Here is a 25,811-nt window from a genome sequence, read left to right as displayed (position 1 = left end):
GAAATTAAAAAGGTGATTTATATTCGTCTATCTCCGATTCATATTCGTTAAGTATATTGCTTCATTCCGATGTAAATAAAACCTTCATAATTTCGCTGGTACCAACAGCAATGGAAACGAACTGAAGGTGCCTCCAGACCAAGGATAGGAGACACTTTGAGAAAGAAAAAGACCTATGCCGCAAAGCATAGGTCTTTTTATATTTCCAATTTTATTGCGGTTTAAACACCCAACAATAAACGAGCTGGATCTTCTAATAATTGTTTTACACGAACCAAGAAGCTTACTGATTCACGACCATCGATGATACGGTGATCATAAGAAAGCGCAATGTACATCATTGGACGGATCACCACTTGGCCATTTTCAGCAATAGGACGTTGGATGATGTTGTGCATACCCAAGATTGCAGATTGTGGAGCATTGATGATCGGCGTAGACATCATTGATCCGAATACACCACCGTTGGTAATGGTAAATGTACCACCAGTCATCTCGTCAATCGTTAATTTGTTGTCACGGGCTTTACCTGCCAATGTAGCAATTGCTTTTTCAATTTGCTCCAATGACATGGCATCAGCATTACGGATAACCGGAACAACCAAACCTTTAGGTGCAGAAACTGCGATTGAAACGTCTGCAAAATCAGAATATACAATCTCGTTATCTTCGATACGGGCATTTACGGCAGGCCATTCAGCCAATGCAGTTGTTACTGCTTTTGTAAAGAATGACATGAAGCCAAGACCGATACCAAATTTCTCTTTAAAGGTGTCTTTATATTTAGCACGAAGATCCATGATCGGCTGCATATTGACTTCATTGAATGTTGTCAACATAGCCGTTTCATTTTTAACGGCAACTAGGCGTTTCGCGATTGTTTTACGTAATGAAGATAATTTCTCACGACGTTCGTTTCTTGCACCCGCTACTGGAGCAACTGTCGCAGCAGGAGCAGCGGCAGGTTTTGCTGCTGGTGCAGCAGCTTTAGCGACAGGTTGAGCTTTTTCGGCATCTTCTTTTGTGATGCGACCTTCTTTACCTGTTCCTTTTATTGTAGCAGGATCAATTCCTTTTTCTCTTAAGATTTTTGCAGCAGCAGGAGAAGCTGTACCAGCAGCATAGCTGTCTGGATCTTCATCTTTTGCAGCGGCAGCCGCAACTGGAGCTGCATTTGACGCTTCTGCAGCAGGGGCAGCAGCTGGAGCTGAACCACCGGCAGGAGCAGCGCCTTCTTCAATTGTACAAACAACGGCACCGATTTCTAAAGTATCACCTTCTTGTGCAATGATTCTTAAGATACCCGCTTTCTCAGCTGGTAATTCAAACGTTGCTTTGTCTGATTCCAGTTCGGCGATGTTTTCATCCATCTCCACATAATCGCCATCTTGTTTCAACCATTGTGATAAGGTTACCTCCGTGATTGATTCACCTACGGTTGGTACTTTAATTTCTAAGCTCATATATAATGTTCTTTATTGACAATTGCGTCCTATAGCTAAGACGCAATTGATTTTAAATTGTTTTTATTCGAATGATTTATTTAAGATTTCTGCTTGCTGTGCAACGTGTTGTTTCATGTAACCCGTAGCCGTACTTCCACTTTCTTTACGGGCAACAAAACCTGTAAATGCAATCTCAGTACCCATTAGTTTACGGCAGTAATAAGACCATGCGCCCATGTTCTCATTTTCTTCCTGAACCCAAACAAATTCTTTTGCCTTGTTGTATTTTTTACGGATTGCTTTCAATTGCTCTGTAGGAATTGGGAATAACTGCTCCAATCTCACGATAGCGATATCTTTGCGTTTTTCCGCCTCTTGTTTCTCTAATAGGTCGTAGTAAACTTTACCCGAACAGAATAACACGCGTTTAACGTCTTTCGCCGCAACATTTGCATCATCAATTACCTCTTGGAAAGCAGCTTCTGTAAAATCTTTTAACGGTGATACCACTTTAGGGTGGCGCAACAATGATTTTGGCGTAAATACAACCAATGGTTTACGGAACTCACGTACCAGTTGACGACGTAACAGGTGGAAATAGTTAGCTGGAGTAGTACAGTTTGCTAAGATCATATTCTCATCTGCACATAACTCTAAGAATCTTTCGATACGCGCTGAAGAGTGTTCAGGACCTTGACCTTCCATACCATGAGGAAGCATCATCACTAAACCGTTAGAACGTTTCCATTTTGTCTCTGCACTCGATAAATATTGATCGACGATGATTTGAGCACCGTTGTAGAAATCGCCAAATTGAGCTTCCCAGATTGTCAACGAATTTGGATTAGAAGATGCATAACCATATTCAAATCCCAAAACAGCATATTCGGAAAGTAATGAATTGTAGATAGAGAATTTATCACCACCTTTAATATTCGCTAAAGGAACGTATTTCTCTTCCGAATCTTCAAGTGTCAATACCGCATGACGGTGCGAGAATGTACCACGTTGTACATCTTGACCCGAGATACGTACACGGTTACCCTGATCCAATAAAGTCGCGTAAGCCATCAATTCGCCCATTGCCCAATCGTATGAATCAGCAGTGATCATTTTGGCACGATCTTCAAATAAACGTGTGATCTTACGGAAGAATTTTTTATCCGAAGGTAAGGTCGTGATTTCTTTCGCTAATTTTAAGAATAAATCCTTTGCAACTTTCGTTTTATCCGAGGTTGTTAATACTTCACCTTTTTTAGCGGGACGTAATCCTTCCCATGCTCCTTTAAACATCGGAATTTCTTCAGTCAATACCTCAACTGTTTTAGCTTCCTCAAATTTAGTTTGCAATTCAGCCTTAAATTCCTTTTCGATATTTTTTGAATACGCCTCGTCAATACTTCCTTCAGTAATTAATTTTTTAGCGTAAACTTCTTTTGGGTTTGGATGTTTTTCGATGATTTTATACAACAATGGTTGCGTGAATTTCGGTTCATCTGCCTCGTTGTGTCCAAATCTTCTATAACATAATAGATCGATAAATACGTCTGTTTTATATTTTTGACGGTATTCAACAGCTAAATTAATCGCATAAACTACCGCTTCAGCGTCATCACCGTTCACATGGAACACGGGTGAAGAAGTGATTTTTGCGACGTCTGTACAATATGTTCCAGAACGCGCATCCTTATAGTTCGTTGTAAAACCGATCTGGTTGTTGATCACAATATGTACCGTACCACCAGTTTTGTAACCATCTAATTTCGACATTTGGGTTACTTCGTATACCACACCTTGTCCAGCAATTGCTGCGTCACCATGAATAATGATCGGTGCAATTTTAGACGAGTCACCTTCGTATTTGAAGTCAATCTTAGAACGAACCATGCCTTCAACGATTGGATCTACAGTTTCTAAATGCGAAGGGTTCGGTGCCAAACTTAAATGGACAGATTTGCCATCGTTTGTTTTAACCTCAGAAGAAAAGCCCAAGTGGTATTTTACGTCACCACCAAAGTTTACTTCAGGATCATCAGCGTAGGTCTTACCTTCAAATTCAGAGAATACTGATTTGTAAGATTTACCCATGATATTAGTCAAGACATTCAGACGGCCACGGTGAGCCATACCGATAACGAATTCCTGGATACCGATTTCTGCACCTTTTTCAATGACCGAATCTAATGCTGGGATTAAACTTTCTGCACCTTCCAACGAGAAACGTTTTTGACCTAAAAACTTAGTGCCTAAAAAGTTTTCGAATACAACGGCGTGGTTTAATTTGTTTAAAATTCTCTTTTTGGTATCCAACGAAAATTTTGGCATGTTGCGATCCGCTTCCATGCGGTCCTGTAACCATTTAATTTTTTCTGGATTACGGATATATTTGAATTCTGCACCAATAGAACGGCAGTAAGTATCCTCCACCAATTGACGGATGTCTTTCAATGTTGCTGGACCTAAACCGACTTCAACACCAGCATTAAAAACGGTGTTCATGTCTGCTTCTGCAAGACCAAACGTTTCCAATTCCTTTCCAGGATAGTATTTACGTCTCTCACGAACAGGGTTAGTGTGTGTGAATAGGTGGCCACGGTCGCGGTAGCCATTGATCATGTTCAGCACATTGATTTCTTTCAATACGTGCTCGGGAGTAGCCTCGCCTACTGAACTTGTTGTTCCGCCAGCATTTTGACCGAAATCAAAACCTTCAAAGAATTTTTGCCATCCGAAATCTACCGATTGGGGATCTTGCTTGTACGATTGATATAAGCCATCGACATAAGCCGAATCAGCATTACTCAAATATGTCAGATTGTCCATTTACAATTAAAACTATGAAATTTGTCAAAGTTATGAATAAAAAAAGAGTTTCTAATACTGAAATTGAATAATTTAATCAATAAACCTATCCAATTCTTAACATTTTTAGCATGATTTAAAAAGGGCTTCCAGCGTCCTACAAATTTATTTTCTATTGGAATTATTTATTTCTGCCGAAGATTTATTTAACAAGTATTTCGTCCAATTTTGGAAGTCCATTTGGGAAATGAGTTTTGATCAATTTTTGCCAGTCCAGCGCTTTATTGTCTTTTTCGCTTGTCCCAACTCCGGCAATATGAGACCACTGTCCGTAAACAGTTGCCGGAGAATAGTCTAATAGGTGCTCCTCGTACCAGGAAGCGCCACGAAGCCAGTTGACCTGGTACTCATGAACTAAATAGCTGGCTGCGATTAAGCGTGCTTGATAAGGGATATAGCCGGTCTTCTGTAGCTGGATCATCACACTGTTTATAAAATCATGTTCCGTGTGGCCCGATTTCCATTTTTCAAATAATTCTTCATTCCCGTCTAAGGTCGGATGATCCTGAGGGGAGCTGTTTTTAGTGCCTTGTAGCTTAAAGAATATATTCGGATATTTTTTAAGCATAAACCTAAAATAATCGCGCCAGAGCAGAATGTCGACAATCTTTTCAAATCGTTTGTCTTTCTTACCTTCACCAAGTTTTTTGATATTGTTATAGAGTAAAATAGGCGACAAGGCCCCTGACGCTATAAAAGGCCCTAGAATCAAAGGGTCCTGTTCTGTCTCCGGAAAGGTTGACAATAGCGCATGCATAATACTAAGCGCAGTGTCTTCGCCACCGAGAATATAGATGTCATCAACAGATTTGATCTCCTCTTCTGAATAGCCCAAATCTTTTAATGAAGGAATTTTGGTGTCCTCAAGATGGGGCGGCGTAAGGAAATTGGTCGGAAATGGGATGGGTTGCCTCACCAGACTTTCCCGCTCTACTTTTTTCTTGAAAATGGAAAAACCATTGGGTATGTCTTTAATAGGGAAAGGAAGATCTTCCTTATGGTAGAGGGTGTGACCGATGAAATGGCGCAAATTTATTTTGCTGCTCCAAAGCTCACTTTCTACTTTTTCCGAAATAGAAGTTTCCCGAAGTGCCACCTCGCGGTGATGATAAACTTCGTTGACTTGGTATTTTTGTGCTATTCTTGGGATAATATCTTCAGGTTTGCCAATATAAGTCAACAAGTCGCTACCATGACTCTTTAATTTTTCTTTTAAAGCGGTCACGGCTTCAATGACAAAGGCCGCTCGCAGAACACCTGTGTTTAAAGTGCCAAATTGATTGCGGTCGAAATATCGGGGGTCAAAACAGTATACCGGGATGATGAATGAACTTTTTTCAGAAGCTTGATAAAATACTTCATTGTCATGAAGTCTTAAATCATTTCGAAACCAGATCATTGTAGCCCTTTTGTCCATAGAGGTGAAGATAAATACTTTTTAGTGCAGCCTATTTTCAGAAGATTTACAAATATATAAGGATATTGTGTTCTTGAAAGTATTTATGCGCGAATTGACAAAAAAAGGACAATGGCGGTACTTGTTTGGATGGTTTACGCTATTTTGGTTAGGAAAAAATAAAAATAGTGTTAAACTTATTTGATGTTTCTCTGTTCTAAAATCAGGGAATTATGATATTTGTAAGTTATTTCCGTTACTCTTGAAACAATCCGAGTAACATACTAAAAGCGTAAGAAAAACATGGAAAAGATTGCTGCATCATCAATGGAACCGTCCTAGGGATTTTATTCGTTTTAGCGAATAAAAGGGTAATATATAAAATCAGCGTACTAGGAAGGAACGATCCTATTTAATGGCTCACGATCGTGAGAACGAATCATTAAATCGTGGTAGTTTCAAAGCCAAAAATATAGAGAATTCGAATGAAAAAGGTTTTAATCAGCGGGCTAAATACCTATTTGGGACGACGGGCATCCTGTTATTTGCAATCCAAAGATTTTGATGTGACTGGATTAGTGCGCAACTTATCTCTTTTTAATAAAATAGTAAAGGAAAAGGTGACGGCAAAGCTTTTTGAATTGGACCTGTTGCGAAAAGGGGAAGCTTTTGAGAATTTTCAGATTGCTGAACTCAATTTTGGAATTTATTTTACGCAGGTTCCCTCACTTGACAATGATATACAGCTTCAGCTTGAATTGCTTGGTCTGCGCAATTTCGTGGAAATTTGTAGACGTGCCGGAAATAACCGCGTCATTTATGTCGCGAGGCTAATGGATGAACATTTTTTGGAGCCTGTGCGCGATCTGCTGGAAAATTTACGCGTCCAATATACCATTGTGATTAAAAGTAGCGTCATCGGGAAGGAGAGTGTCTTGAACCGCATATTTGCGAAACTTGCCAAACGGCAGACCATATTTTATTGGAACTGGGTGGCTTCCCTGAAGTTTCGCCCCCTGCCTTCGCTCGATGTTTACCGCTGGCTACGAGAAATGCCTTGGGAAAATAATTTTATATCAGAAGTTATTTACCTCGGTGGCAATGAGGAAATGACATTTAGAGGCTTATTTTACCATTTCCTGAAGTGCACTTCCGAAGACCAAAAGAGAGAAATAGGCGTCAATAAATTCTTTGCTAAGCTCTTGTTGACAAGGTTGAATGATATCAATAAAGAAGATATTGATGAATTTAGGCGAGTACTTTATTATGAGAAAAATGTAGATAATTCAACTTGGCAGCGCGTACAGGCATTTGAATTTACGCCCTTGAAATCCTATGTCTGCATGGATACCTAGGTAATGGTTGAGGTTGTTATACTGATGATAAGGGAGCGGGATCCAAGATCGCTAAAGGTTTTTTCTTTATATCCTGTTTAATAAATTATTCTGTTAAATTTGTGGATTAACATGTTGAAGCAGATTTAATATATGGGATACAATAGTTTAGAAGCATGTGTTGCGGATCTTGAAAAACATGGTCATTTAATCCGGATCAAAGAAGAGGTCGATCCCTATTTGGAAATGGCCGCCATCCATATGCGGGTGTTTGATGTTGAAGGGCCCGCCTTATTTTTTGAAAATATCAAAGGTTCGGAATTTCCGGCTGTATCTAATTTGTTTGGAACGCTGGAACGCTCGAAGTTTATGTTCCGGGATTCGTTAGACCACCTGAAGAAATTGGTGGATGTTAAGATGAATCCTGCTGCAGTACTTAAAAATCCTTTTCAATATATTGGTTCCTCGATGACAGCCCTTGGGGCTTTACCCTGGAAAAAAAAATCGGGGGCTCCCATACTTCATGGTAAAACATCAATTAGTAAACTTCCGCAGATCGTCAACTGGCCAATGGACGGCGGTGCTTTTGTGACGATGCCGCAGGTATATACAGAAGATGTTGCCAAACCCGGTATTATGCAGGCCAATCTGGGGATGTATCGGATTCAGCTTTCTGGGAATGATTATCTGCCTGATCAGGAGATTGGTTTACATTATCAGTTGCATCGTGGTATCGGAATCCATCAAACTAAGGCAAATGCGCTCGGTAAACCTTTAAAGGTGAGTATTTTTGTCGGCGGACCGCCAGCACATCCCTTGTCTGCTGTAATGCCGCTACCGGAAGGACTCTCTGAGATGATCTTTGCCGGGGCATTGGGAAATAGAAGGTTCCGTTATTTTTATGATGATGAAGGTTTTTGTATCTCGGCAGATGCAGACTTTGTGATTACCGGTACTGTTTATCCCAACGAAAATAAACCGGAAGGTCCTTTTGGTGACCATATCGGATACTATAGTTTAACTCACCCGTTTCCCTTGATGAAGGTGCATAATGTGTACCATAAGAAAAATCCAATTTGGTCTTTTACCGTTGTGGGGCGGCCGCCGCAGGAAGACACCAGTTTTGGTGCCTTAATCCACGAAATTACGGGGGCGGCCATTCCAAAGGAGATTTCAGGTCTCCATGCAGTTAATGCTGTTGATGCCGCTGGTGTACATCCCTTACTTTTTGCAATAGGGTCTGAACGGTATACGCCTTATCAGCATGTGGATCGACCGCAAGAAATTTTAACGATAGCCAATCAGATACTGGGTAAAAATCAGCTCAGCCTTGCTAAATATTTGTTTATTTCAGCAAATGAAGATAATCCGCAATTGGATATTTATGATATTCCGGCTTTTTTGGGTCATATCCTTGAACGCATAGACCTTACTCGAGATGTTCATTTTCAGACTAATACGACTATCGATACCTTGGATTATTCTGGCGATGGATTAAATACCGGTTCCAAGGTGGTTTTTGCTGCCGCTGGTACAAAGAAAAGAGAATTGGGCCGTGAATTGCCGGCTGGTTTTGAACTACCCCGACCTTTCAATCAGGCAAAATTTGTTATGCCCGGTATTATTGCCATTGATGGTCAGGCATTCTCTACTTACGAGCATGAGCCGAAAATAATGGCCGAATGGTGCCGCGCTGCCGCAGGACTCGCCTGGGAAGGTTTCCCGTTGATCGTCTTATGTGATGATGCTCACTTCACCGCTGCTACCGTCAATAATTTTGTTTGGACAACGTTTACCAGAAGTAACCCTGCGTTTGATATTTATGGAATACATAGTTTTACAACATTTAAACATTGGGGTTGTAAAGGACCGCTAATTATTGATGCGCGGACAAAACCCCATCATGCGCCGGCGTTGATTAAAGACGAAGCGGTGGAAAGGCGTGTGGATCAACTTGCTGCAAAGGGAGGGTCACTACACGGAATTATTTAAGAGCGCTAATTCCTGTTCATTCAGGTTTATGGTTGAAAAATTAATTTAGAATAGATTTTAAAAGGTTTAATATCAAGATGACTACAACAGAATTATTGAATAAATCAAAAGGAAGCGAATTACAGTTTCAGGAAGTATTGGCGCATATTGCCGATCAGTACAGCTATAGTCCCAGTGCATTTCAAAATGGGACGCTGAAAAATTCGAAAGAAGAAAATCAAGGTAGTGCAAAAGTTTTCTATTTTGCACAGTTAAATAATTTTTCGCAGGAGGATACATTGCGCCTTTTTGCCGAACATTATCAAAATGTACTCGATAATCCAGACGGAGATGGCCATCAGAACATTCGTCAATTTAGGACAAATGGTTGGGATGGGATCCTGTTTGAGGAAGAAGTACTGGTGAAAAAATAATAAATTTAACCCGGTAGCGGTAAAAACCTGAGATGCACAGGAAAACATCTTGTTGTGGCAGTTTTGAAAAGACAAAATTGAAATGGCCATTCCACAGGGTAGCATAGGTGCTACACGATAACGAAACCACGGGAATAGAGAGGGCAGTAACAATAGATTACTGCCCTCTCTTTTTCAACTATTTTGTCGGCTAAGCGGTTGGCTTAAGCATTACTTTCGCAATCCTGGTCTTTGTTCCCACCAAAATAAACCATCCAGCAGATACCGAATTGATCCTGAAAAGCGCTGTATAGTTCGGCAAAAAATGTTTCGCCAAGTGGCATTTCAACGACCTTTGCATTGGTGCTCAGTGGATCGTACAAAGCTTTCGCTTCGGTGGTGCTTTCGCACATCAGCATGACATAGCTGTTGTTTCCTTGGATATATTGTTGTCCAATAGCAGGAACAACATCAGCTCCCATCAGCATACTATCGCCGTTGATCGAAATTGCTGTATGACAGATTTTGTTTTTTGCTTCGTCTGGAACAGGTGGCATCTGTGGGTCGGCAGGGATATCTCCATAACGCATGAAGCCAGGATTTTTTGTATTGAAGACTTTTTCATAAAAGTTGAATGCTTCTTCACAGTTTCCGTCGAAATTTAGATAAGCGTGTAATTTTGCCATGATTTCTAATTTTTGAATATAATGATTACTTCTTTTAACTCTTTTCTCAATTTTTCCTTCCTATAAGACTATAAATAAATAGCTTGGAAGCACATTGGTAAAATTAAGCTGAAGTTTTCTTAAAAATCTTGCCTTAAGGCAAGATTTAAAAAAGTAGTCCTTTGGGCGTTACCACGGTTTAATTTCCGTGGACAATTTCTTTCCGGATGCGGCTTAGGGAAGTGTCGGTGATGCCCAGGTAGGAAGCAATATGCTTGAGTGGTGCCTGCTGTATCAATATTGGTTTTTCTTTTATCAAGCGCAAATAGCGGGTAGTAGCAGGCTCGGTAATCATGGCAATAGCCCTATTTTTACTGTGAACAAGTTCCTTGGCCATCCAAGAACGCCCCCATTCCCTAAATTCAGGAATCTGATGAAAAAGTTCCTGAAAATCTTCAAACTTTATTTTCCAGAGACGGGTTTCCATGAGTGCCTGGATATTTTCCACCGTTGGATGGCGTTGAAAAAAAGAGGCGACTTCAATGACAACATCATTGTCCGTACAGAAGCTTATGGTAACTTCATTGCCTTCATAATCGTGTAAAAAGGAGCGTGTAAGTCCATACTCAATTAAGTAATAAGCATTTGAAACCTGTCCTTTGGTCAATATAAAATCGCCCTTTTTGACGGTTATGGCTTCATGTTTTTCTGTAATTGCAGTTAATTCCTGTGGAGTCAGTGCAAGCTCACTATAGAAGGTTCTAATTAGATCCATATCCTGGTTATTTGATTACGAAGTTAATTTAACGATTAATCTGCAGATCAATTGTTAATAGATTGTGTGATTATTGTAAACAAATAAGTGTTTCATTGATAATTTTGTTTGTTTTGAAAAGTATTTTTGATAAAAATATAATAAATATTAAAAATTATTATGAATTTAGTTTTTAATTGTTTTACTTTGTGTCAATAACATAATGTAAAAACGAAATATTTAAAATTTTCATAATATGTGTGGAATTATTGGCGCTTTTGAATTAAAGCAACCTGCAAGCTCATTGAGATCTCAAGTATTAGAAATGTCAAAACGTATTCGCCACCGTGGTCCGGACTGGTCGGGTATATTCACTGGTGAGAAAGCTTTATTAGCACACGAGCGGTTAGCTATTGTTGACCCTAAATCTGGAAGTCAACCATTGTACAGTCCGGACGGTAAAGTTGTACTAGCAGTTAATGGCGAGATCTATAACCACCATGAATTAAGAAATAGCCTTCCTGATTATGAGTTCTCGACACAAAGTGACTCTGAAGTTGTGTTGGCATTATATTTAGCGAAAGGTCCCTCATTTGTGGATGAATTAAATGGTATTTTTGGTTTTGCACTCTATGATTCACGTGATGATTCCTTTTTTGTCGCACGTGACCATATGGGAATTATCCCTCTATATTATGGTGAAGATGAGCAGGGGCAATTGTTCGTTGCATCCGAATTAAAATCACTGGAAGGTTTCTGTACGACGATTGAACAATTTCCTCCGGGGCATTACTTGTATAGCAAAACGGGGAAAGCTCCGCAGCGCTGGTATCAACGTGATTGGGAAAGTTACGATGTTGTAAAAGACAACGAGACCGATATCGCTGTTTTGCGCAAAGGTTTGGAAGATGCGGTGCATCGTCAATTGATGTCAGATGTACCTTACGGTGTACTGCTGTCTGGTGGATTGGATTCATCGGTTATTGCTGCGGTAACGAAGAAGTTTGCATCCAAACGTATCGAAAGTGACGACAAAGAAGATGCCTGGTATCCTCAACTGCATTCATTTGCGGTGGGATTGAAGGGAGCACCGGATTTAATTGCGGCACAGAAAGCAGCAGATCATATCGGAACAATACACCACGAGATCAACTTTACCATCCAAGAAGGATTGGATGCGATCCGTGACGTGATCTACCACTTGGAGACTTATGACGTCACGACGGTACGCGCTTCTACACCGATGTATTTATTAGCTCGTGTAATCAAATCAATGGGCATTAAAATGGTATTGTCGGGTGAAGGGTCAGACGAACTCTTTGGTGGGTATCTTTATTTTCATAAAGCGCCAAATGCACAGGAATTTCACGAGGAAACTGTACGTAAGCTGAAAAAGCTTTACCTGTACGACTGTCTGCGGGCAAATAAATCACTTGCAGCATGGGGTGTTGAAGGGCGTGTACCTTTCCTAGATAAAGAATTTATGGACATTGCGATGCGTATCAATCCTTCCGATAAAATGATTCGCGATGGAAGGATGGAGAAATGGGTTGTACGTAAGGCATTTGAAGACTATCTGCCAGAAAGCATCGCATGGCGCCAGAAAGAGCAATTTTCTGACGGTGTAGGCTATAGCTGGATCGATACCTTGAAAGAGCAGGCTGAAAGTAAAGTTTCTGATCAGGAGTTTGCCGAGGCTTCAACGCGCTTCCCGATAAACACACCGAAAAACAAAGAAGAGTTTTTATATCGGACAATTTTCGAATCACATTTTCCTTCAACAGCGGCAGCACAAACTGTTCCATCGGTAAAATCTGTCGCATGCAGTACGCCGGAAGCCTTAGCTTGGGATGCTTCTTTCCAGAATCTGAATGATCCATCGGGTCGGGCTGTGGCCTCGGTTCACCAAGAGAGCTACGAAAAATCCAAAGTGGAAGCCGTGTAACTAATCAACCCTCATATCTATATTTGGTAAAGCCTGGAAAGTTTCTTTTCAGGCTTTTTATGTTTTTTTTTCAACTAAATAAGGGTATATCATTTAATTGATTAAAAATGAATGTGTGTTTTTAAATATTGTTTAGTAATTTTCGGAAAAACCAATCACAGGAAACTTTGGGTTTCTAAATTAACTAAGGTTGACCGGAGCACTGTCTTTTTCTGGAGCTTCTTTGAGAGCTAGTGGAATATAGTAACATGTAGTTTGCGCTCGTAGCGTTAGCGTATTAACGGAGAATTATACAATAAATAAAGATATATACATGAAGGTAGATTTAATGAAACAGCGTGGAATGAAATCTTTAGGGCTGGCACTTCTATTGCTGAGCACTCCAGCTATTTTTGCTCAAAATAAAGAAGCGATGGTTTCGTCAATTGTGCAGGAGGCAAATGCAAATTCACAATTGGAGAAGTATGCGTTTGAGCTTGTCGATATGATTGGCCCCCGTCTTGTCGGGAGTCCACAAATGCAACAGGCGCATGATTGGGTTGTCAAAAATTATAATGCGCTTGGCGCACAGGCCCGCAATGAGCCCTATGGTGAATGGCGTTCGTGGGAACGAGGAACTTCTCAGGTGACGATGACCTATCCCCGCATAAAATCTTTGGAAGGTACACAGTTGGCGTTCAGTCCCGTGACCAAGGAGAAAGGGGTTGAAGCCGAGGTTGTGGTAATGCCTTTATTTAGTTCCCCGTCTGATTTTCAGTCTTGGCTTAAGACAGTCAAAGGCAAGATCGTATTGATTGGAATGAATCCGCTTTCAGGACGGTCAGATGCCAACTGGAAGGAGTCAGCTTCCCCGAAAGGTTATGAAAAATATCAAGCCTTAAAAAATGATCAGTTGAAAAAATGGGAGAGTAGTATGTCCTATACGGGAAGCACGCGTCGGACATTGCCCTTGGCTTTGGAGAATGCTGGCGCCGTTGGTGCCATTGATTCCTATTGGACAGAGTTGCCTGGTATTACACGGATTTTTGATGCGAAGTCCAAACAGATTCCGGTATTTAACGTAGGGCTGGAAGATTACGGTCTGTTATACCGCATGGCAGAACATGGGGTCAAACCTCGGGTTTCGCTGCAGGGAAATTCAAAAGAGCTTGGAATATCAAAGACCTATAATAGTATCGCAGAGATCAAGGGAAAGGAAAAACCGGGCGAGTATGTTGTGCTTTCGGCACATCTAGATTCGTGGGACGGCGCTTCGGGAGCGACAGACAATGCGACAGGAGTAATTACCATGATGGAGGCTGTCCGCATTTTAAGGAAGGTTTACCCGGATAATAAAAGAACGATTTTGGTCGGTAACTGGGGAAGTGAGGAGCAGGGGCTGAATGGCTCTTCAGCTTTTGTCGAAGATCATCCCGAGATCGCTAAAAATATACAGGTGGTATGGAATCAGGATAACGGCACAGGGCGAATTGTCCGGATAGGGGGCAGTGGTTTTGAAAAATCTTACGAATATATAAGCCGCTGGGTGCAATATTTGCCTGAAGAGTTCCGTAATGAAATCCAAACCAGTTTTCCAGGTATGCCGGGGACGGGGGGAAGTGATCATTCTTCTTTCGTTCAAAAAGGAATTCCGGCCTTTGGGCTCTCTTCCACATCCTGGGACTATGGTAAGGTGACCTGGCACACCAATCGGGATACCTATGATAAGATTGTGTTTGATGAAGTAAAACAAAACGCCATTATCGTTGCGATTTTGACTTACCTTGCCTGTGAAGAGCCTGCTTTGGTCTCCCGCGATAAGATCACATTGCCAATTGATAAAGATGGCAAGCCGACGGTATGGCCAACTAATCTACAGTCTAAAAGAACGAGTGGCAACTGATGATGAAACAGCTCATTTTTGTTGGTCTATTTTTGGTGTGCGCCCTACTCTCTAATGGACAGGTTTCATTTGCCAATTTAGAAAACTACAGAACCGAGTGGTTGATCCTCCGTGAAAATAATAATTCTCTGGTGGGGATCCGTAGTTTCACGACAAATACTGTAAAATATTATTTGACGGTAGATCCTACTACACTGCAAACGCGTATAGTAGGAGAACGATCGGTCAGCGTTCTGTACAACGATGCGGCTCAGGTTACAAAAAGTCTAAGTGGTTCGGTATACGAAAGCTGCTTCTCTTTAGTCAGAAAAACTGAAAACAACTTACAGGATGCGGGGCTGAATTTTAGGCTTCCCAAAGAGGCTGGTATTAATTTGACGATTGATCTATGTCCTTCACATAAACCTTTGGACAGGGCTATTTTTGAAGATCTTCTCGCTGCATTTAAGGGGATAGATCGCAGCCTGCCACTGGCCGTTTCTGTTTCGGGTAAATGGATGCTAAATCACGCCGCAGATCTAGCATGGCTAAAGTCATTGGATGCAAAGGGAGTAAAGATTACCTGGGTCAATCATACGTATGACCATGTTTTTACTAGTAATCCTTTAACATCCAATTTTTTGCTTTCCAAAAATACGAATCTAGGTTATGAAGTGTTGGAGAATGAAAAATTGATGCTGAAAAACGGTCTTCTGCCTTCGGTATTTTTTCGTTGTCCGGGCTTAGTTTCCGATCGGCGTATCATTGAGCAGCTATTGTCCTATGGTCTTATTGCGGTAGGCTCGGATGCCTGGTTGGCAAAAGGGCAGCAGGCCAAAAACGGAAGTATTGTCCTGATTCATGGTAATGGGAATGAGGAGGTTGGGGTGCAGGATTTTATCCGATTGCTTCGGACAGAATCTCAGGCCATAAAAACAAAACACTGGACATTGTATAGTTTATCCGAAGGCCTGGATCAGGAGTCACATTAACCTATACTAAATTGCATAAAAAAGGGCAGTCCAAATCTTTTTGGATAGCCCTTTTTGGTTTTTCTTGTTTTCCTGAGTTTATGACGGATTTTTGAGGTGCTGATTGAAGTAGTCCGCAATTTTTTCGTACATATGAATACGGTCTTTTCCCATTACATTGTGCTCATGAGTCGGGTATAGAAAATAATCTACTTGCTTTCCGGCTTTAATACAGGCTTCTAAAAACTCCATGCTGTTTTGTTGTACAACGACAGGGTCTTGTGCGCCGTGAATAATCAATAATCTTCCTTTCAGTTGATCGGCTTTATTGAGGAGTGATGTCAATTTATAACCTTCCGGATTTTCTTGCGGCGTGTCCATGTAGCGTTCGCCGTACATCACCTCATAAAATTTCCAGTCGATTACAGGACCTCCAGCTACTGCAGCCTTGAAGATATCGTTATGATGCAGCATGAAGGAAGTTGTCATAAAACCACCGAAACTCCACCCGAAAATACCCATGCGCTGTTGGTCGACAAAAGATTTTGATTTAAGGAACTCTATTCCTTTCATCTGGTCGGCCATTTCGTTTTGACCGAGGTTGCGATGCGTAGCTGTATAGAAATCACGGCCTCTGTAATTCGTGCCGCGATTATCCATCGTGAAGACGATATAGCCCTGTTGCGCCATATACATATCAAAATATCCAGCGCCTCCTAGCCATTTGTTGGAAACAAGCTGCGAATGTGATCCGCCGTATAAATAATACATGACCGGATATTTCTTAGCTGGATCAAAGTCGTTGGGATAAATGATACGTCCTGTCAATGGGTATTTCCCATCTGCGGATGTCAACTGTACAAATTCGATTTTAGGATCATTTATTTTTCCGGAAAAAGGGTTTTCTGCATTGACTAAGGTGGTTTCTTTAGCAGATTTAACTTCTTTGACCTGAACTTTATTTGGTGTTTTTAAATTACTATATTGATCGTAGATATACTTGCCATCGCTACTTAGTGCAGCATGATGCGTACCCGATTCATTTGTTAATTGAACCGTTTTCCCAGATTTTAGGTCGACCTCAAATAATTGGCGATCTAAACCGTTGTTGGTGACTCCTGTATAGCTAACTTTGCTGCCATCAGCCGAAAAGTCGAGCAATGCCTCCATAACGATGTCTTTATAGCCGAGTTTTTTGATCAGATTACCTTCCGTGTTGTAGAGGTAAAGTTGATTATAGCCATCTCTATCGGATTGATAAAGGAATTGATCCGGTTTGTTTGGTAAGAATGTCAATGGGTTTTCAGGTTCAACCCAGGTTGTCGCAGTTTCTTCAAACAGGGTTTTGACCAAAGAACCGTTTTCTGCATTATATTTGTTGACTTTAAGATCATTTTGCCCACGGTTAAGTACTCCGACGTAGATGTATTTACCAGAAGGATCCCAGGTAACTATGGTCAAATACTGCTCTGAATGCTCACCGGTTTGAAGGGTTACCTTTTGTCCCGTGGTGGTGTTGTAAACGATCAACGAAACTTCTTCCGATTTTTGGCCTGTCATTGGATATTTAATCCATTTGATATTCGTAATTTTGGAACTCCATTGCGGTAATGGATAATTGGCGACCATCGTTTCGTCTTTGTGATAGTACAGCAGTTTGTCATTTTGATTGTTCCACCACATTCCTTTCTTGATGCCAAATTCCTGGCGATGGGTGTAATCACTACCATTGACAATTCCTTTGTCGTTATCGTTGGTGACGGAAGTAATTTTGCCGTCTTTGTCAACAATTGCGATGTTATTGTCTACTAAGTAGGCGATTTTTGAAAAATCCGAACTTACCTCGCGATTAGCTCCCTTGTTGTCATTGCCGATAAAGCTTTCAATATTTTTTGATTTGATATTGTAAGCCACCGTGTAAGTTTTATCTTTTCCATCGACTTGGAGTAATAGCGCGTTTCCATCACGCCATTTATAGTCGTAAGGAAACATCCGCAGATTGAATGTTTCGCCCGGAATAGCCGTTTTCAATGCTGCTTCGAGGTCTGCTTTAGAGGCTAGATTAGTTTCGCTCCAGTTGTTGGAAGCGCTTTTTGATAATAGATTCTGGTACGATTTATCGAGATAGGAGAGGTTGTTTGATTTTGGGATCCACGATGCTCCGGCTATTGATGTTGGGGCGTAAGTTCGGGGTCCAAATACTGTTTCTTCTAAATTGAGGTTGCGTTGTGCATAGCTGCTGATGGAGCTTGCCAACAAGAAGAATAGCGCAATTCTTTTCATTAAACTGTAATATTGTGTGAATGTTTATACACAACGTCATACGTGAGCCCATTTCAGTGGTTATTTTGCGCTTCATTAGTCCAATAATCACATGAGGCTTCTAAACCTGTTGCGATAGGAAATTAAAGGCGCAAGTAGCTCATTACATTCCGTTTGTTTTTAAATTTTATAGGGCTAAATTAGGGAAATAGCCCTATAAAACCTAGTACAGAATTGTTGCTTTTCTAACTTAAATTGTTTGCTATAAACCGCTACGTCTTGCTGCTAAGTTATAGTTTACGTAGCCAGATGTTTCTGAACTGGACCAGATCACCATGATCCTGCAGTACAATTGGACCTGGGCCGTGGCTTATTTGTTTTGGTAGTCCGATATATTCGGTTGTGCCATCGATTTGAGTATTGTTTTGTACAACGACGCCATTATGTAGGACCGTTACTGTTCCTTTAGCGGTCAAGATTCCATCCTTATTGAACTGAGGGGCTTTATAAATAATATCGTACACATGCCATTTTTCCGGAGCAATTACCTGCGCCAGGGGTGGGCGTTGTTTGTAAATACTGCCCGCTCCGCCATTGACATAGGTTGGGTTGTTATTGTTGTCCAATACCTGAATTTCATAAAGCCCTTGTAGGAAAATTCCGCTATTACCTCTTCCTTGGCCCTCGCCTTTGATTACTTCGGGGCTTTTCCATTCAATATGCAATTGAAAATCGCTAAAGTGTTCGTTGGTCTCAATGGCTCCAGCCCCCGGTTTTACTTCAAGTACGTTGTTGGCTACCGTCCAATTGGCTTTGCCTTTTTCACTTTTCCATTGACTAAGATCCTTGCCGTCAAAAAGGACAATGGCATCGCTTGGTATACCCTGATTGATTGTAACTGTCGGTGGTACCGGACTATAATATTCGGTGTCGCTGGGTTTCATATTTGTTTGGGCCTGTAATGCAGTGGCGCCAAATAAGAGTGTTGTTGCTATCGCTGAGGATAAAGAAAAGTTCATCTGTTGGGTTTTTGGTATGGTTAAATATACAAATAATCCCACTTGTTTGGAACAATTTCAGTAGGTTTGTGCATGGCAACCATTTTACAGACAGTATCGCTGAAAGAAGCTCGGTTCTATGCACCAATAGGTTACTATGAAGAAGAACAGGTGCTAGGCAATGAATTTTTTGTTTCTATTGACGTATGTTTTCCCTTTTTGAATGCCGAGACAGAGGACTTAAACAATACGCTCAACTACGAAGAACTTTACCAGATTACAGCCGGTGTCATGCTACCTAAACGCAAACTACTGGAATCTGCGGCTTCAGAAATACTTGAACAGATTCGGGAAAGAGTATCCCATGCTCTGACGATCGAAGTGGTGATACGCAAATCGAACCCTCCCTTTGGAGGGGACCTTTCTTGCTCCCAAGTTAGTCTTAAATATTTTAAGGATTAAAACGAAACTGGATCAGCGATATACCAACTGAAAGATTTAGTTTTGCCAATCGTTATCTGATAGTCTTAAATTAATAGTATGAATATTTACGATCTTGTCATAGCCGATAAGGAAAGGATTGCTTTGGAGGATGTTTTCTTGGAAAAGGACAGCCGTCAAAAGCTGCATCAGCTGATTAAAGAGCATCGTTATATTAAAGAGCTTTCGCAATATGGTCTGCCGGTGAGCAATAAGATTTTACTGCACGGTTATTCGGGTTGCGGAAAAACAACAACGGCGAAAGCGCTGGCTACAGCGCTTGAAAAACCAATTTATGTGTTGAATTTGAGCAACCTCATTTCTTCTCGTATTGGCGAATCCTCGCAGCACATCAAACAGGTCTTTGATAAAGCAGGGCGTGAAAAAGCAGTTCTGTTTTTAGATGAATTCGATCAGATCGGAAAGGCGCGGATTAGTGAAGAAAAGGATGTGGGTGAAATGCGCCGTCTCGTGAACACCATTATACAGCTGATCGATTATTTTCCTGCTGAAGCGGTATTGATTGCAGCAACGAATCATCCTGAAATATTGGATACAGCCATTATCCGGCGGTTTCAGCTTCGTTTGGCTTTTGAGTTGCCGACCATAGTACAACTGGATGCCTATTATGATAAATTATTTACGCCATTTCCACATTATGCTGATGTCGTACAGCGACGCTATGGGATCTCCTATGCAGAGGCTAAGGACTATATTTACGATGCTGTCAAATTCTTATTGATTGCTTCGCTGGAACAAAATCAAACTTAATGGTTTTTTGAACGTTACGTTTCGGATGCCTAATAAAATACCAACTTCTGATAAAATCTTTTTCTCTTATATGATACACTACTATTCGAACGCTCTGTTTGAGGTGCTCAGTAAAAATAACAACGTTTCATAAAAGATTTTTCTCTTATACGGTACGCTGCTAATTGAGCGCTCTGTTTCAGACTCTTAATAAAAAATGACAATTTCTGATAAACTGTTTTATCTCCTATACGTTAGTCTGTGTATAGGGACAATTTGGGATTGGGGACAGGGAGCCCGCTAATGACAAATTGATCGCTAGGTAGTTGGAAACAGTTGTTTTTAAGACAAAATGACATTATTTTTTATTCTTAAATGACATTTTGTCTTTTAAAACCTGCTGGTACGCAAATTGAATAGCTCTCTTCAAATAGGTAGAACAAAAAAAGCTTAACAATAAAACAAAAAATTAGGAGGACAAAAAAATGGCATTAATTAAATTCCCTACAAAAAGTTTAAACACGGATGCAGTAAATCCATTTGTGAACACTGTATTCGACAACTTATTCAATGATAACTTCATCTCCGATCGTTTGGTGTCCCGTGTACCTGCGGTCAATATATCAGAAACTGAAAAATCCTTTAAAATTGAAATGGCAGCGCCTGGATTGGATAAATCTGATTTTAAGATCAATGTCGATAAAAATCTAATTACCATTTCAGCTGAGAAAAAAGAGGAAAGTGTGAGTGAAGAAAAATTATACAGCAAAAAAGAATTCAATTATTCTTCGTTCTCAAGATCATTTACCTTGCCAGAGACCGTAGATTACAGCAATATCGAGGCTGCCTATGAAGGTGGTATATTAATTTTGACTGTTGGCAAAAAAGAAGATGCAATCATTGCAAAACGTTTGATTGAAGTTAAATAATCCAGCAGCATACAAGAAATAGTTCATTTTGGGAATGACCAAAGGTGAGCAAAAGACAATAGTTTTTAGGTTTAGTTTATGTTTTAATCCCTCGGAATTCCGTTTGCGTTCCGAGGGATTTTTTTTATCAGGATGGTCCTGACATGATGAAAAGACTATTCAGTTTCCGCATAGTTTTCAGATCGGGGAATTTTGGCGAGATAAGGCTCCATCTTTTCCGGTAACTTCGTTAATTTCCGCTTATGAAGGTCGAGCCAGGCTCCATCGACGTTGACGGTACAGCACAAAACTCCGTCATTACGAAAAACTTGGTGTATAAATGAGAAACGACTATTTGTTTTGTTGTATTTCGTCAGTTCTACTTTTACCTGTACATATTCATCTAAATGCACTTCTTTAAAATAGATGAGTTCTTCCCGAAATAAAATTGGACCGATATGAAATTCGGCAAATTTATCCAGTGAAAAGCCCATTTTGTTCAACATGTTACTGCGGGCCTGTGCGCAGATATCAGCGTAAGCAGAATGCCGCATATGTCTATTTGCATCGATCTGCGCCCATATAATCTGACCTTGATAAAATATATTCTCCATAATCTTCAACGATTAGCCTCTTTTTTCATAACAATTTACATATTTTTAAATAAAGCTGTAACACTTTGTTTGTTTGCTATACTTATTAACTAAATATATTTAAAGAAAAATCGCTAGGTGAACCCATCAGAAATAGAATTTCTTCGACTGATTGACGAGAATAAAGGTATTCTCGTTAAGGTGAGCCGTATGTATATGGATGATCATGAAGGGCGACAAGATCTGTATCAGGAGATCGTCTATCAGCTGTGGAAATCCTATGCAACATTTAAGCAACAGAGTAAATTTTCAACGTGGATGTACCGTGTTGCCCTCAATACCGCAATGGTATTCTTAAAAAAAGAAAAGAAACATCAGATTTATGATACGTTAGAGGAACGACATGATTTTGCAGAAGAAGCTTACGATACCGATAAAGATGAGCAACTGAACGTTTTTTATCAGGCCGTTCAAGAGCTCAACGCCATTGAAAAAGCCCTGATATTTTTGTTTTTGGAAGGTCAGAGTCATCGCGAGATTGCAGAAAATCTGGGTATATCGGAAGTCAATGCCCGCGTAAAATTAAACCGCACGAAGGAGCGAATTCAACAAATCATTAAAAAATACAAGTATGAATTTTGATGAGTTAAAAAAATCTTGGCAGCAACAGCCTACAGACGAGGATTTACAGAATCCAAATCTCAAATACTATAAGGAAGTCGGCAATATCATGGGTAAGCTGCGCAAGAATATCAAACGTGAGTTTATCTCTTGGGCCGTGTGTATGGGCTTTCTGTTTTTGGTGCCCATCTTACCGATATATAAGATTGAAGGTTATGCTGCATTTGCCTATTACTTTTTTATCGTACAGATATCCTTATCTAGTCTTTTATATTATCGGAGGTTCTTTTATTTGGTAAAGAGTACGAAAAAGATCGAGTTGTTGGCTTCTAAAGAACACTTGCTCAAATTGTATTACGATTTGAAGTATGCCGTAGAGACCTATCGGATCGCGGCCTACGTGATGATACCGCAAGCTCTATTTCTTTATCTTATTATGATCGCACAGAATCGGACTACCGTCTGGTTTGATCGATTATACCATTTCAAGGAAACTTTCCAACAGGATCCAAACTTTATTGTGTGGATGATCCTTTCCGCAATTGCTTCCATTATTCTTGTTGTTGGTCTGACAGAATTTATGATTCGTGCTTATTATAGCAATTATATTACACAGATAAAGGAAAAGCTAGATCAAATGGAAGCCGAATAGTTTACAGCGTCCTTGTATTTATTTTATGCTGTTGAAGACTTGATTTTCCGTTCAAAATGGCTCGAACTAAAATAGGTAAGGTTTTTGTTTCATCTCCTTCTGATTAGTTTTTTTAGTCCATATGGAATATCCGCTTCATTTTATGCTTGTTTGCTTTTTGGGGCATGGATATTTCGTATATTGTCATTGAAAACCATTGTCCATTATGTTTAATCCGACAAAGAAGTTACAGCGCAGTTCCCAGATCTTAAGTATATTGGCCAAATATGGTTTTAAAGATGCGATCGCTCGATTGCCGTGGAAGGGACCCCGATCTGCTGTAGAACATGCTATTGACGTCGATAATATCAGTGTTTATGCCCGTATTCGCATGGCTCTTGAGGAGCTCGGTCCGGCTTTTATCAAGCTTGGACAATCGGCTTCGACGCGGGAGGGGTTGTTGCCCAAAGATCTCGTAGATGAACTTAAGCGCCTTGAGGATAATGTTCCCCCTTTTGAAGTGGATATTAAATCTTATCTCAAAGAAGAACTTGAGCTGGATATTGATGGGCATTTCCAGGAGATTACTGCCGAACCTTTTGCTGCGGCCTCTATCGCACAGGTATATCGCGCAATCTTAAAAGATGGAACCCAAGTCGTTTTAAAAGTCCGCCGTCCTGGCATCGATGAGGTTATGCGCTGTGATCTGGCACTTATGCGTGATATTGCCAAAATCCTAACCATGTACAATGATGTACTGGAAAACCTTAACCTTCTGCTGATTGTTGAATCTTTCGCTACGACCATGCAGGAAGAGATGTCCCTGGTGATTGAGCGGCATAACATCGAACGCTTCACAAAGAACTTTAAAGGAAATAAACTGATCAAGGTACCCCGTGTTTATCCTGAACTCTCGTCGGACCATGTTCTTTGCATGGAATATCTCGATGGTTTCAAGGTAACTGATGCCGATGAAATTAAGCGTCGGGGAATGGATGTCCAAACGCTGGTAAAAAATGGGATCAATTTATACCTTGAGCAAGTGATTATCCATGGTTTCTTTCATGGCGATCCGCATCCCGGCAATATGATGGTGATGCCGGATGGGCGGATTGCTTTTTTGGATTTCGGAAATATGGGTAAATTATTGGGGATAGACCGTAGGCAGCTTGAAGAGTTTATTCAATCGGCTATTTCCGAAGATGCTGTCCGGCTTGCTGACGTAATTGAAGACGTTGCCGTGGTGAGCCATATTCCGGATCGTAACCGGTTTGAAAGATCCCTATATGAGATTTTCGATATGATTGATAATGTATCTCTCGGGGATCTTAGCTTAGATTTATTGTTCAATAAATTGTGGAACATCATTGGTGACAACCGCTTGTATTTTCCGGAATATATTTATCAGTTGATGCGGGGCATTTCGTTGATGGAAGGTATTGGACGCCAGTTATATCCCGATCTTAATATTATGGAGAGTATCAAGCCCTTTGCACGTAGGATTATGATGGAGCGGCTCTCTCCAGAGGCAATCTTCCAAAAAGGAAAACATAAAGTTGAATCTTTTGCGCGCGATGTCGAAAAACTTCCCGAAGATATGCGCGCCCTTGTGCGCTTATTTCGAACAGGAAATTTTACACTCAACCATCGATTGATCAGTGCGCGATCTTTTAATGCTATTTTACGCAAGGGGGTCAATCGTATTGTCATCGGAATTATGTTTATGTCACTCAATTTACTAGGTGGGATGATTATTGTCGCACGCGTAGAACCACAGTGGTGGGGAATTCCCATTTTTGCTTGGATATGCCTTGGCTCAGCATGGGTCTTTGCCATATATTTATTTGTTGCAATGATCCGAGCAAAGGACAACGATTAACCGGGGTTAGAACGCATTTTCAGCCATGATGATTGGCTATGCATACATACACGCTATAAAATAAAAAATAAAAAGATATGGAAATCAATCTAAATGGGAAAAAAGCCCTGATCGGAGCGAGCTCTGCTGGTATAGGTGCAGGTATTGCCCAAGTGCTTGCCTCATGTGGCGTATCTGTAACATTGGCTTCCCGACAGGAGGAAAAGCTACAACGTACCTGTGAAGGTCTTGATACCTCCAAAGGACAGGTACACCAATATATCGTGGTGGACTACAATGATCACGAAGCATACAAAAAGCAGATAACACATTATTTTGAGTCGAATAAGGTTGATATTTTAATCAACAATTCGAATGGGCCGCAAGCAGGAACCATAGACCAAAAAAATTTGGCGGATTACCAGCATGCTTTTGAACTCTTATTTCAAAATCACTGTTACACGACCTCATGTGCGCTGCCTTATATGTTGGCAAATCGATACGGACGTATTATTAATGTGTCTTCTTCAACTGTGAAAGAACCGGTATCTAATTTAGTGTTGTCTAATACGATCCGTACAGCATTGCTTAGCTGGAGTAAATCGCTGGCAACGGATGTCGCTAAAGAAGGGGTGACGGTCAATAGCATCTTGACAGGCCTATTTGATACGGACCGTATCCAGTCGCTAACCAACCTTGACGCTCAACGTATGGGTATATCCTACGAGGAAGCGCTACAATTGCGGTTAAAACAGGTTCCTGCGCAGCGTCTGGGTAAACCTGAAGAATACGGTTATCTCGTCGCTTTCCTTTGCTCCGAATATGCAAGTTATCTGACTGGAGCCAATATTCCTCTGGACGGCGGGATGTTAAAAGGCTTATAAAAAATGAGCTGCTCAATTACGTCAGGTCAAAGCCCTTGATTTGAGCATTCCATAGCTGATTGCTGTAGCCAGAACTCGGTGTAAAATTGCATAAAAAGAGGCTGTCTCAAAAAGGCAGTCTCTTTTTTTGCATTATCTAAGGTTTATTATTTGTTTTAACGGTTTGATTTTCATATATTTATAGTGTAAAAAAAGGATATATGCCATCT

21 protein-coding genes are annotated in these 25,811 nt (G+C 40.6%); 13 read left to right on the top strand and 8 right to left on the bottom strand.

The features are described 5' to 3' along the window. Positions 1-221 precede the first annotated feature (221 nt). The 3 genes from odhB to B3E92_RS14345 all read right to left on the bottom strand — a co-directional run bounded on the left by odhB (position 222) and on the right by B3E92_RS14345 (position 5,706). Positions 222-1,463: a 2-oxoglutarate dehydrogenase complex dihydrolipoyllysine-residue succinyltransferase gene (gene odhB, locus B3E92_RS14355; protein ID WP_112375525.1), complete on the bottom strand. Its 1,242-nt coding sequence runs from the start codon at positions 1,461-1,463 to the stop codon at positions 222-224. A 63-nt stretch (positions 1,464-1,526) separates the two neighbouring features. Then, positions 1,527-4,268: a 2-oxoglutarate dehydrogenase E1 component gene (locus B3E92_RS14350; protein ID WP_115046707.1), complete on the bottom strand. Its 2,742-nt coding sequence runs from the start codon at positions 4,266-4,268 to the stop codon at positions 1,527-1,529. A gap of 181 nt (positions 4,269-4,449) precedes the next feature. Continuing rightward, positions 4,450-5,706, bottom strand: coding sequence for a deoxyribodipyrimidine photo-lyase (locus B3E92_RS14345; protein ID WP_286897354.1), 1,257 nt, complete (start codon positions 5,704-5,706; stop codon positions 4,450-4,452). A 482-nt stretch (positions 5,707-6,188) separates the two neighbouring features. On the opposite strand from B3E92_RS14345, the gene B3E92_RS14340 reads away from it, so the two are divergent. The 3 genes from B3E92_RS14340 to B3E92_RS14330 all read left to right on the top strand — a co-directional run bounded on the left by B3E92_RS14340 (position 6,189) and on the right by B3E92_RS14330 (position 9,442). After that, positions 6,189-7,058 carry a hypothetical protein gene (locus B3E92_RS14340; protein WP_286897350.1) on the top strand — a complete coding sequence of 290 codons (870 nt, stop codon included), beginning with the start codon at positions 6,189-6,191 and terminating at the stop codon, positions 7,056-7,058. Positions 7,059-7,190: 132 nt separating this feature from the next. Continuing rightward, a complete protein-coding gene (locus tag B3E92_RS14335) occupies positions 7,191-9,029 on the top strand; it encodes a UbiD family decarboxylase (RefSeq protein WP_286897348.1) in 1,839 nt (612 codons plus the stop codon). A 77-nt stretch (positions 9,030-9,106) separates the two neighbouring features. After that, positions 9,107-9,442: a HopJ type III effector protein gene (locus tag B3E92_RS14330; RefSeq protein WP_286897346.1), complete on the top strand. Its 336-nt coding sequence runs from the start codon at positions 9,107-9,109 to the stop codon at positions 9,440-9,442. A gap of 203 nt (positions 9,443-9,645) precedes the next feature. Here B3E92_RS14330 and B3E92_RS14325 read toward each other — a convergent pair whose 3' ends face one another. Both B3E92_RS14325 and B3E92_RS14320 read right to left on the bottom strand, forming a co-directional pair. Then, positions 9,646-10,107 (bottom strand): VOC family protein, encoded by a 462-nt coding sequence (locus B3E92_RS14325; protein WP_286897345.1) that lies wholly within the window; start codon positions 10,105-10,107, stop codon positions 9,646-9,648. Positions 10,108-10,285: 178 nt separating this feature from the next. After that, entirely contained in the window at positions 10,286-10,861 is a 576-nt protein-coding gene (locus B3E92_RS14320) for a Crp/Fnr family transcriptional regulator (RefSeq protein ID WP_070562917.1), read from the bottom strand. A 235-nt stretch (positions 10,862-11,096) separates the two neighbouring features. On the opposite strand from B3E92_RS14320, the gene asnB reads away from it, so the two are divergent. From asnB to B3E92_RS14305, 3 genes are all read left to right on the top strand, one after another. Next, positions 11,097-12,785, top strand: coding sequence for an asparagine synthase B (gene asnB / locus B3E92_RS14315; RefSeq protein WP_286897343.1), 1,689 nt, complete (start codon positions 11,097-11,099; stop codon positions 12,783-12,785). A gap of 313 nt (positions 12,786-13,098) precedes the next feature. Continuing rightward, the gene (locus B3E92_RS14310; protein ID WP_112375533.1) at positions 13,099-14,667 is read left to right on the top strand and encodes a M20/M25/M40 family metallo-hydrolase; all 1,569 of its coding nucleotides are present in this window, start codon (positions 13,099-13,101) and stop codon (positions 14,665-14,667) included. Further along, complete coding sequence (locus tag B3E92_RS14305; RefSeq protein ID WP_286897342.1) at positions 14,667-15,638, top strand: polysaccharide deacetylase family protein; 972 nt, start codon at positions 14,667-14,669, stop codon at positions 15,636-15,638. The genes B3E92_RS14310 and B3E92_RS14305 overlap by 1 nt, the downstream gene beginning before the upstream one ends. A gap of 78 nt (positions 15,639-15,716) precedes the next feature. Here the strand turns inward: B3E92_RS14305 and B3E92_RS14300 are convergent, their stop codons facing one another. Both B3E92_RS14300 and B3E92_RS14295 read right to left on the bottom strand, forming a co-directional pair. After that, positions 15,717-17,900: a S9 family peptidase gene (locus B3E92_RS14300; RefSeq protein WP_286897341.1), complete on the bottom strand. Its 2,184-nt coding sequence runs from the start codon at positions 17,898-17,900 to the stop codon at positions 15,717-15,719. A 269-nt stretch (positions 17,901-18,169) separates the two neighbouring features. Next, a complete protein-coding gene (locus B3E92_RS14295) occupies positions 18,170-18,898 on the bottom strand; it encodes a 3-keto-disaccharide hydrolase (RefSeq protein ID WP_070562903.1) in 729 nt (242 codons plus the stop codon). A 72-nt stretch (positions 18,899-18,970) separates the two neighbouring features. Between B3E92_RS14295 and B3E92_RS14290 the strand changes: the two genes are divergently transcribed. From B3E92_RS14290 to B3E92_RS14280, 3 genes are all read left to right on the top strand, one after another. Next, complete coding sequence (locus B3E92_RS14290) at positions 18,971-19,339, top strand: dihydroneopterin aldolase (RefSeq protein ID WP_046672427.1); 369 nt, start codon at positions 18,971-18,973, stop codon at positions 19,337-19,339. A gap of 78 nt (positions 19,340-19,417) precedes the next feature. Then, on the top strand, positions 19,418-20,128 hold the full coding sequence (locus B3E92_RS14285; protein ID WP_286897340.1) for an AAA family ATPase: 711 nt from the start codon (positions 19,418-19,420) through the stop codon (positions 20,126-20,128). A gap of 464 nt (positions 20,129-20,592) precedes the next feature. Further along, positions 20,593-21,036 (top strand): Hsp20/alpha crystallin family protein, encoded by a 444-nt coding sequence (locus B3E92_RS14280; RefSeq protein WP_112375535.1) that lies wholly within the window; start codon positions 20,593-20,595, stop codon positions 21,034-21,036. A gap of 155 nt (positions 21,037-21,191) precedes the next feature. On the opposite strand, the gene B3E92_RS14275 is transcribed toward B3E92_RS14280, so the two are convergent. Beyond that, positions 21,192-21,629, bottom strand: coding sequence for an acyl-CoA thioesterase (locus B3E92_RS14275; RefSeq protein ID WP_286897339.1), 438 nt, complete (start codon positions 21,627-21,629; stop codon positions 21,192-21,194). 117 nt (positions 21,630-21,746) lie between these two features. Between B3E92_RS14275 and B3E92_RS14270 the strand changes: the two genes are divergently transcribed. From B3E92_RS14270 to B3E92_RS14255, 4 genes are all read left to right on the top strand, one after another. Then, positions 21,747-22,250, top strand: a complete 504-nt coding sequence (locus B3E92_RS14270; RefSeq protein ID WP_112375536.1) for an RNA polymerase sigma factor — start codon at positions 21,747-21,749, stop codon at positions 22,248-22,250. Then, the gene (locus tag B3E92_RS14265; RefSeq protein ID WP_070562889.1) at positions 22,240-22,881 is read left to right on the top strand and encodes a hypothetical protein; all 642 of its coding nucleotides are present in this window, start codon (positions 22,240-22,242) and stop codon (positions 22,879-22,881) included. Before B3E92_RS14270 ends, B3E92_RS14265 begins: the two co-directional genes overlap by 11 nt. 205 nt (positions 22,882-23,086) lie before the next feature. Next, on the top strand, positions 23,087-24,739 hold the full coding sequence (locus tag B3E92_RS14260; protein ID WP_286897338.1) for an ABC1 kinase family protein: 1,653 nt from the start codon (positions 23,087-23,089) through the stop codon (positions 24,737-24,739). A 77-nt stretch (positions 24,740-24,816) separates the two neighbouring features. After that, complete coding sequence (locus tag B3E92_RS14255) at positions 24,817-25,602, top strand: SDR family oxidoreductase (protein WP_088162867.1); 786 nt, start codon at positions 24,817-24,819, stop codon at positions 25,600-25,602. Positions 25,603-25,811: the final 209 nt, after the last annotated feature.

It is taken from the genome of Sphingobacterium sp. UBA6317, from assembly GCF_002440385.1.
Taxonomy (GTDB): domain Bacteria; phylum Bacteroidota; class Bacteroidia; order Sphingobacteriales; family Sphingobacteriaceae; genus Sphingobacterium; species Sphingobacterium multivorum.
The sequence above is the reverse complement of the archived record's forward strand: the minus strand, read 5'-3'. Positions and strand labels throughout refer to the sequence as shown.

Excerpts from the sequence above, each read along its gene's own strand:
- B3E92_RS14305 (WP_286897342.1), top strand. The coding sequence starts at position 14,667 with ATGATGAAACAGCTCATTTTTGTTGGTCTATTTTTGGTGTGCGCCCTA.
- B3E92_RS14335 (WP_286897348.1), top strand. The coding sequence starts at position 7,191 with ATGGGATACAATAGTTTAGAAGCATGTGTTGCGGATCTTGAAAAACAT.
- B3E92_RS14275 (WP_286897339.1), bottom strand. The coding sequence starts at position 21,629 with ATGGAGAATATATTTTATCAAGGTCAGATTATATGGGCGCAGATCGAT.
- odhB (WP_112375525.1), bottom strand. The coding sequence starts at position 1,463 with ATGAGCTTAGAAATTAAAGTACCAACCGTAGGTGAATCAATCACGGAG.
- B3E92_RS14280 (WP_112375535.1), top strand. The coding sequence starts at position 20,593 with ATGGCATTAATTAAATTCCCTACAAAAAGTTTAAACACGGATGCAGTA.
- B3E92_RS14320 (WP_070562917.1), bottom strand. The coding sequence starts at position 10,861 with ATGGATCTAATTAGAACCTTCTATAGTGAGCTTGCACTGACTCCACAG.
- B3E92_RS14285 (WP_286897340.1), top strand. The coding sequence starts at position 19,418 with ATGAATATTTACGATCTTGTCATAGCCGATAAGGAAAGGATTGCTTTG.
- B3E92_RS14265 (WP_070562889.1), top strand. The coding sequence starts at position 22,240 with ATGAATTTTGATGAGTTAAAAAAATCTTGGCAGCAACAGCCTACAGAC.
- B3E92_RS14290 (WP_046672427.1), top strand. The coding sequence starts at position 18,971 with ATGGCAACCATTTTACAGACAGTATCGCTGAAAGAAGCTCGGTTCTAT.
- B3E92_RS14260 (WP_286897338.1), top strand. The coding sequence starts at position 23,087 with ATGTTTAATCCGACAAAGAAGTTACAGCGCAGTTCCCAGATCTTAAGT.
- B3E92_RS14330 (WP_286897346.1), top strand. The coding sequence starts at position 9,107 with ATGACTACAACAGAATTATTGAATAAATCAAAAGGAAGCGAATTACAG.
- B3E92_RS14340 (WP_286897350.1), top strand. The coding sequence starts at position 6,189 with ATGAAAAAGGTTTTAATCAGCGGGCTAAATACCTATTTGGGACGACGG.
- B3E92_RS14255 (WP_088162867.1), top strand. The coding sequence starts at position 24,817 with ATGGAAATCAATCTAAATGGGAAAAAAGCCCTGATCGGAGCGAGCTCT.
- B3E92_RS14350 (WP_115046707.1), bottom strand. The coding sequence starts at position 4,268 with ATGGACAATCTGACATATTTGAGTAATGCTGATTCGGCTTATGTCGAT.
- asnB (WP_286897343.1), top strand. The coding sequence starts at position 11,097 with ATGTGTGGAATTATTGGCGCTTTTGAATTAAAGCAACCTGCAAGCTCA.
- B3E92_RS14325 (WP_286897345.1), bottom strand. The coding sequence starts at position 10,107 with ATGGCAAAATTACACGCTTATCTAAATTTCGACGGAAACTGTGAAGAA.
- B3E92_RS14300 (WP_286897341.1), bottom strand. The coding sequence starts at position 17,900 with ATGAAAAGAATTGCGCTATTCTTCTTGTTGGCAAGCTCCATCAGCAGC.
- B3E92_RS14345 (WP_286897354.1), bottom strand. The coding sequence starts at position 5,706 with ATGATCTGGTTTCGAAATGATTTAAGACTTCATGACAATGAAGTATTT.
- B3E92_RS14295 (WP_070562903.1), bottom strand. The coding sequence starts at position 18,898 with ATGAACTTTTCTTTATCCTCAGCGATAGCAACAACACTCTTATTTGGC.
- B3E92_RS14310 (WP_112375533.1), top strand. The coding sequence starts at position 13,099 with ATGAAGGTAGATTTAATGAAACAGCGTGGAATGAAATCTTTAGGGCTG.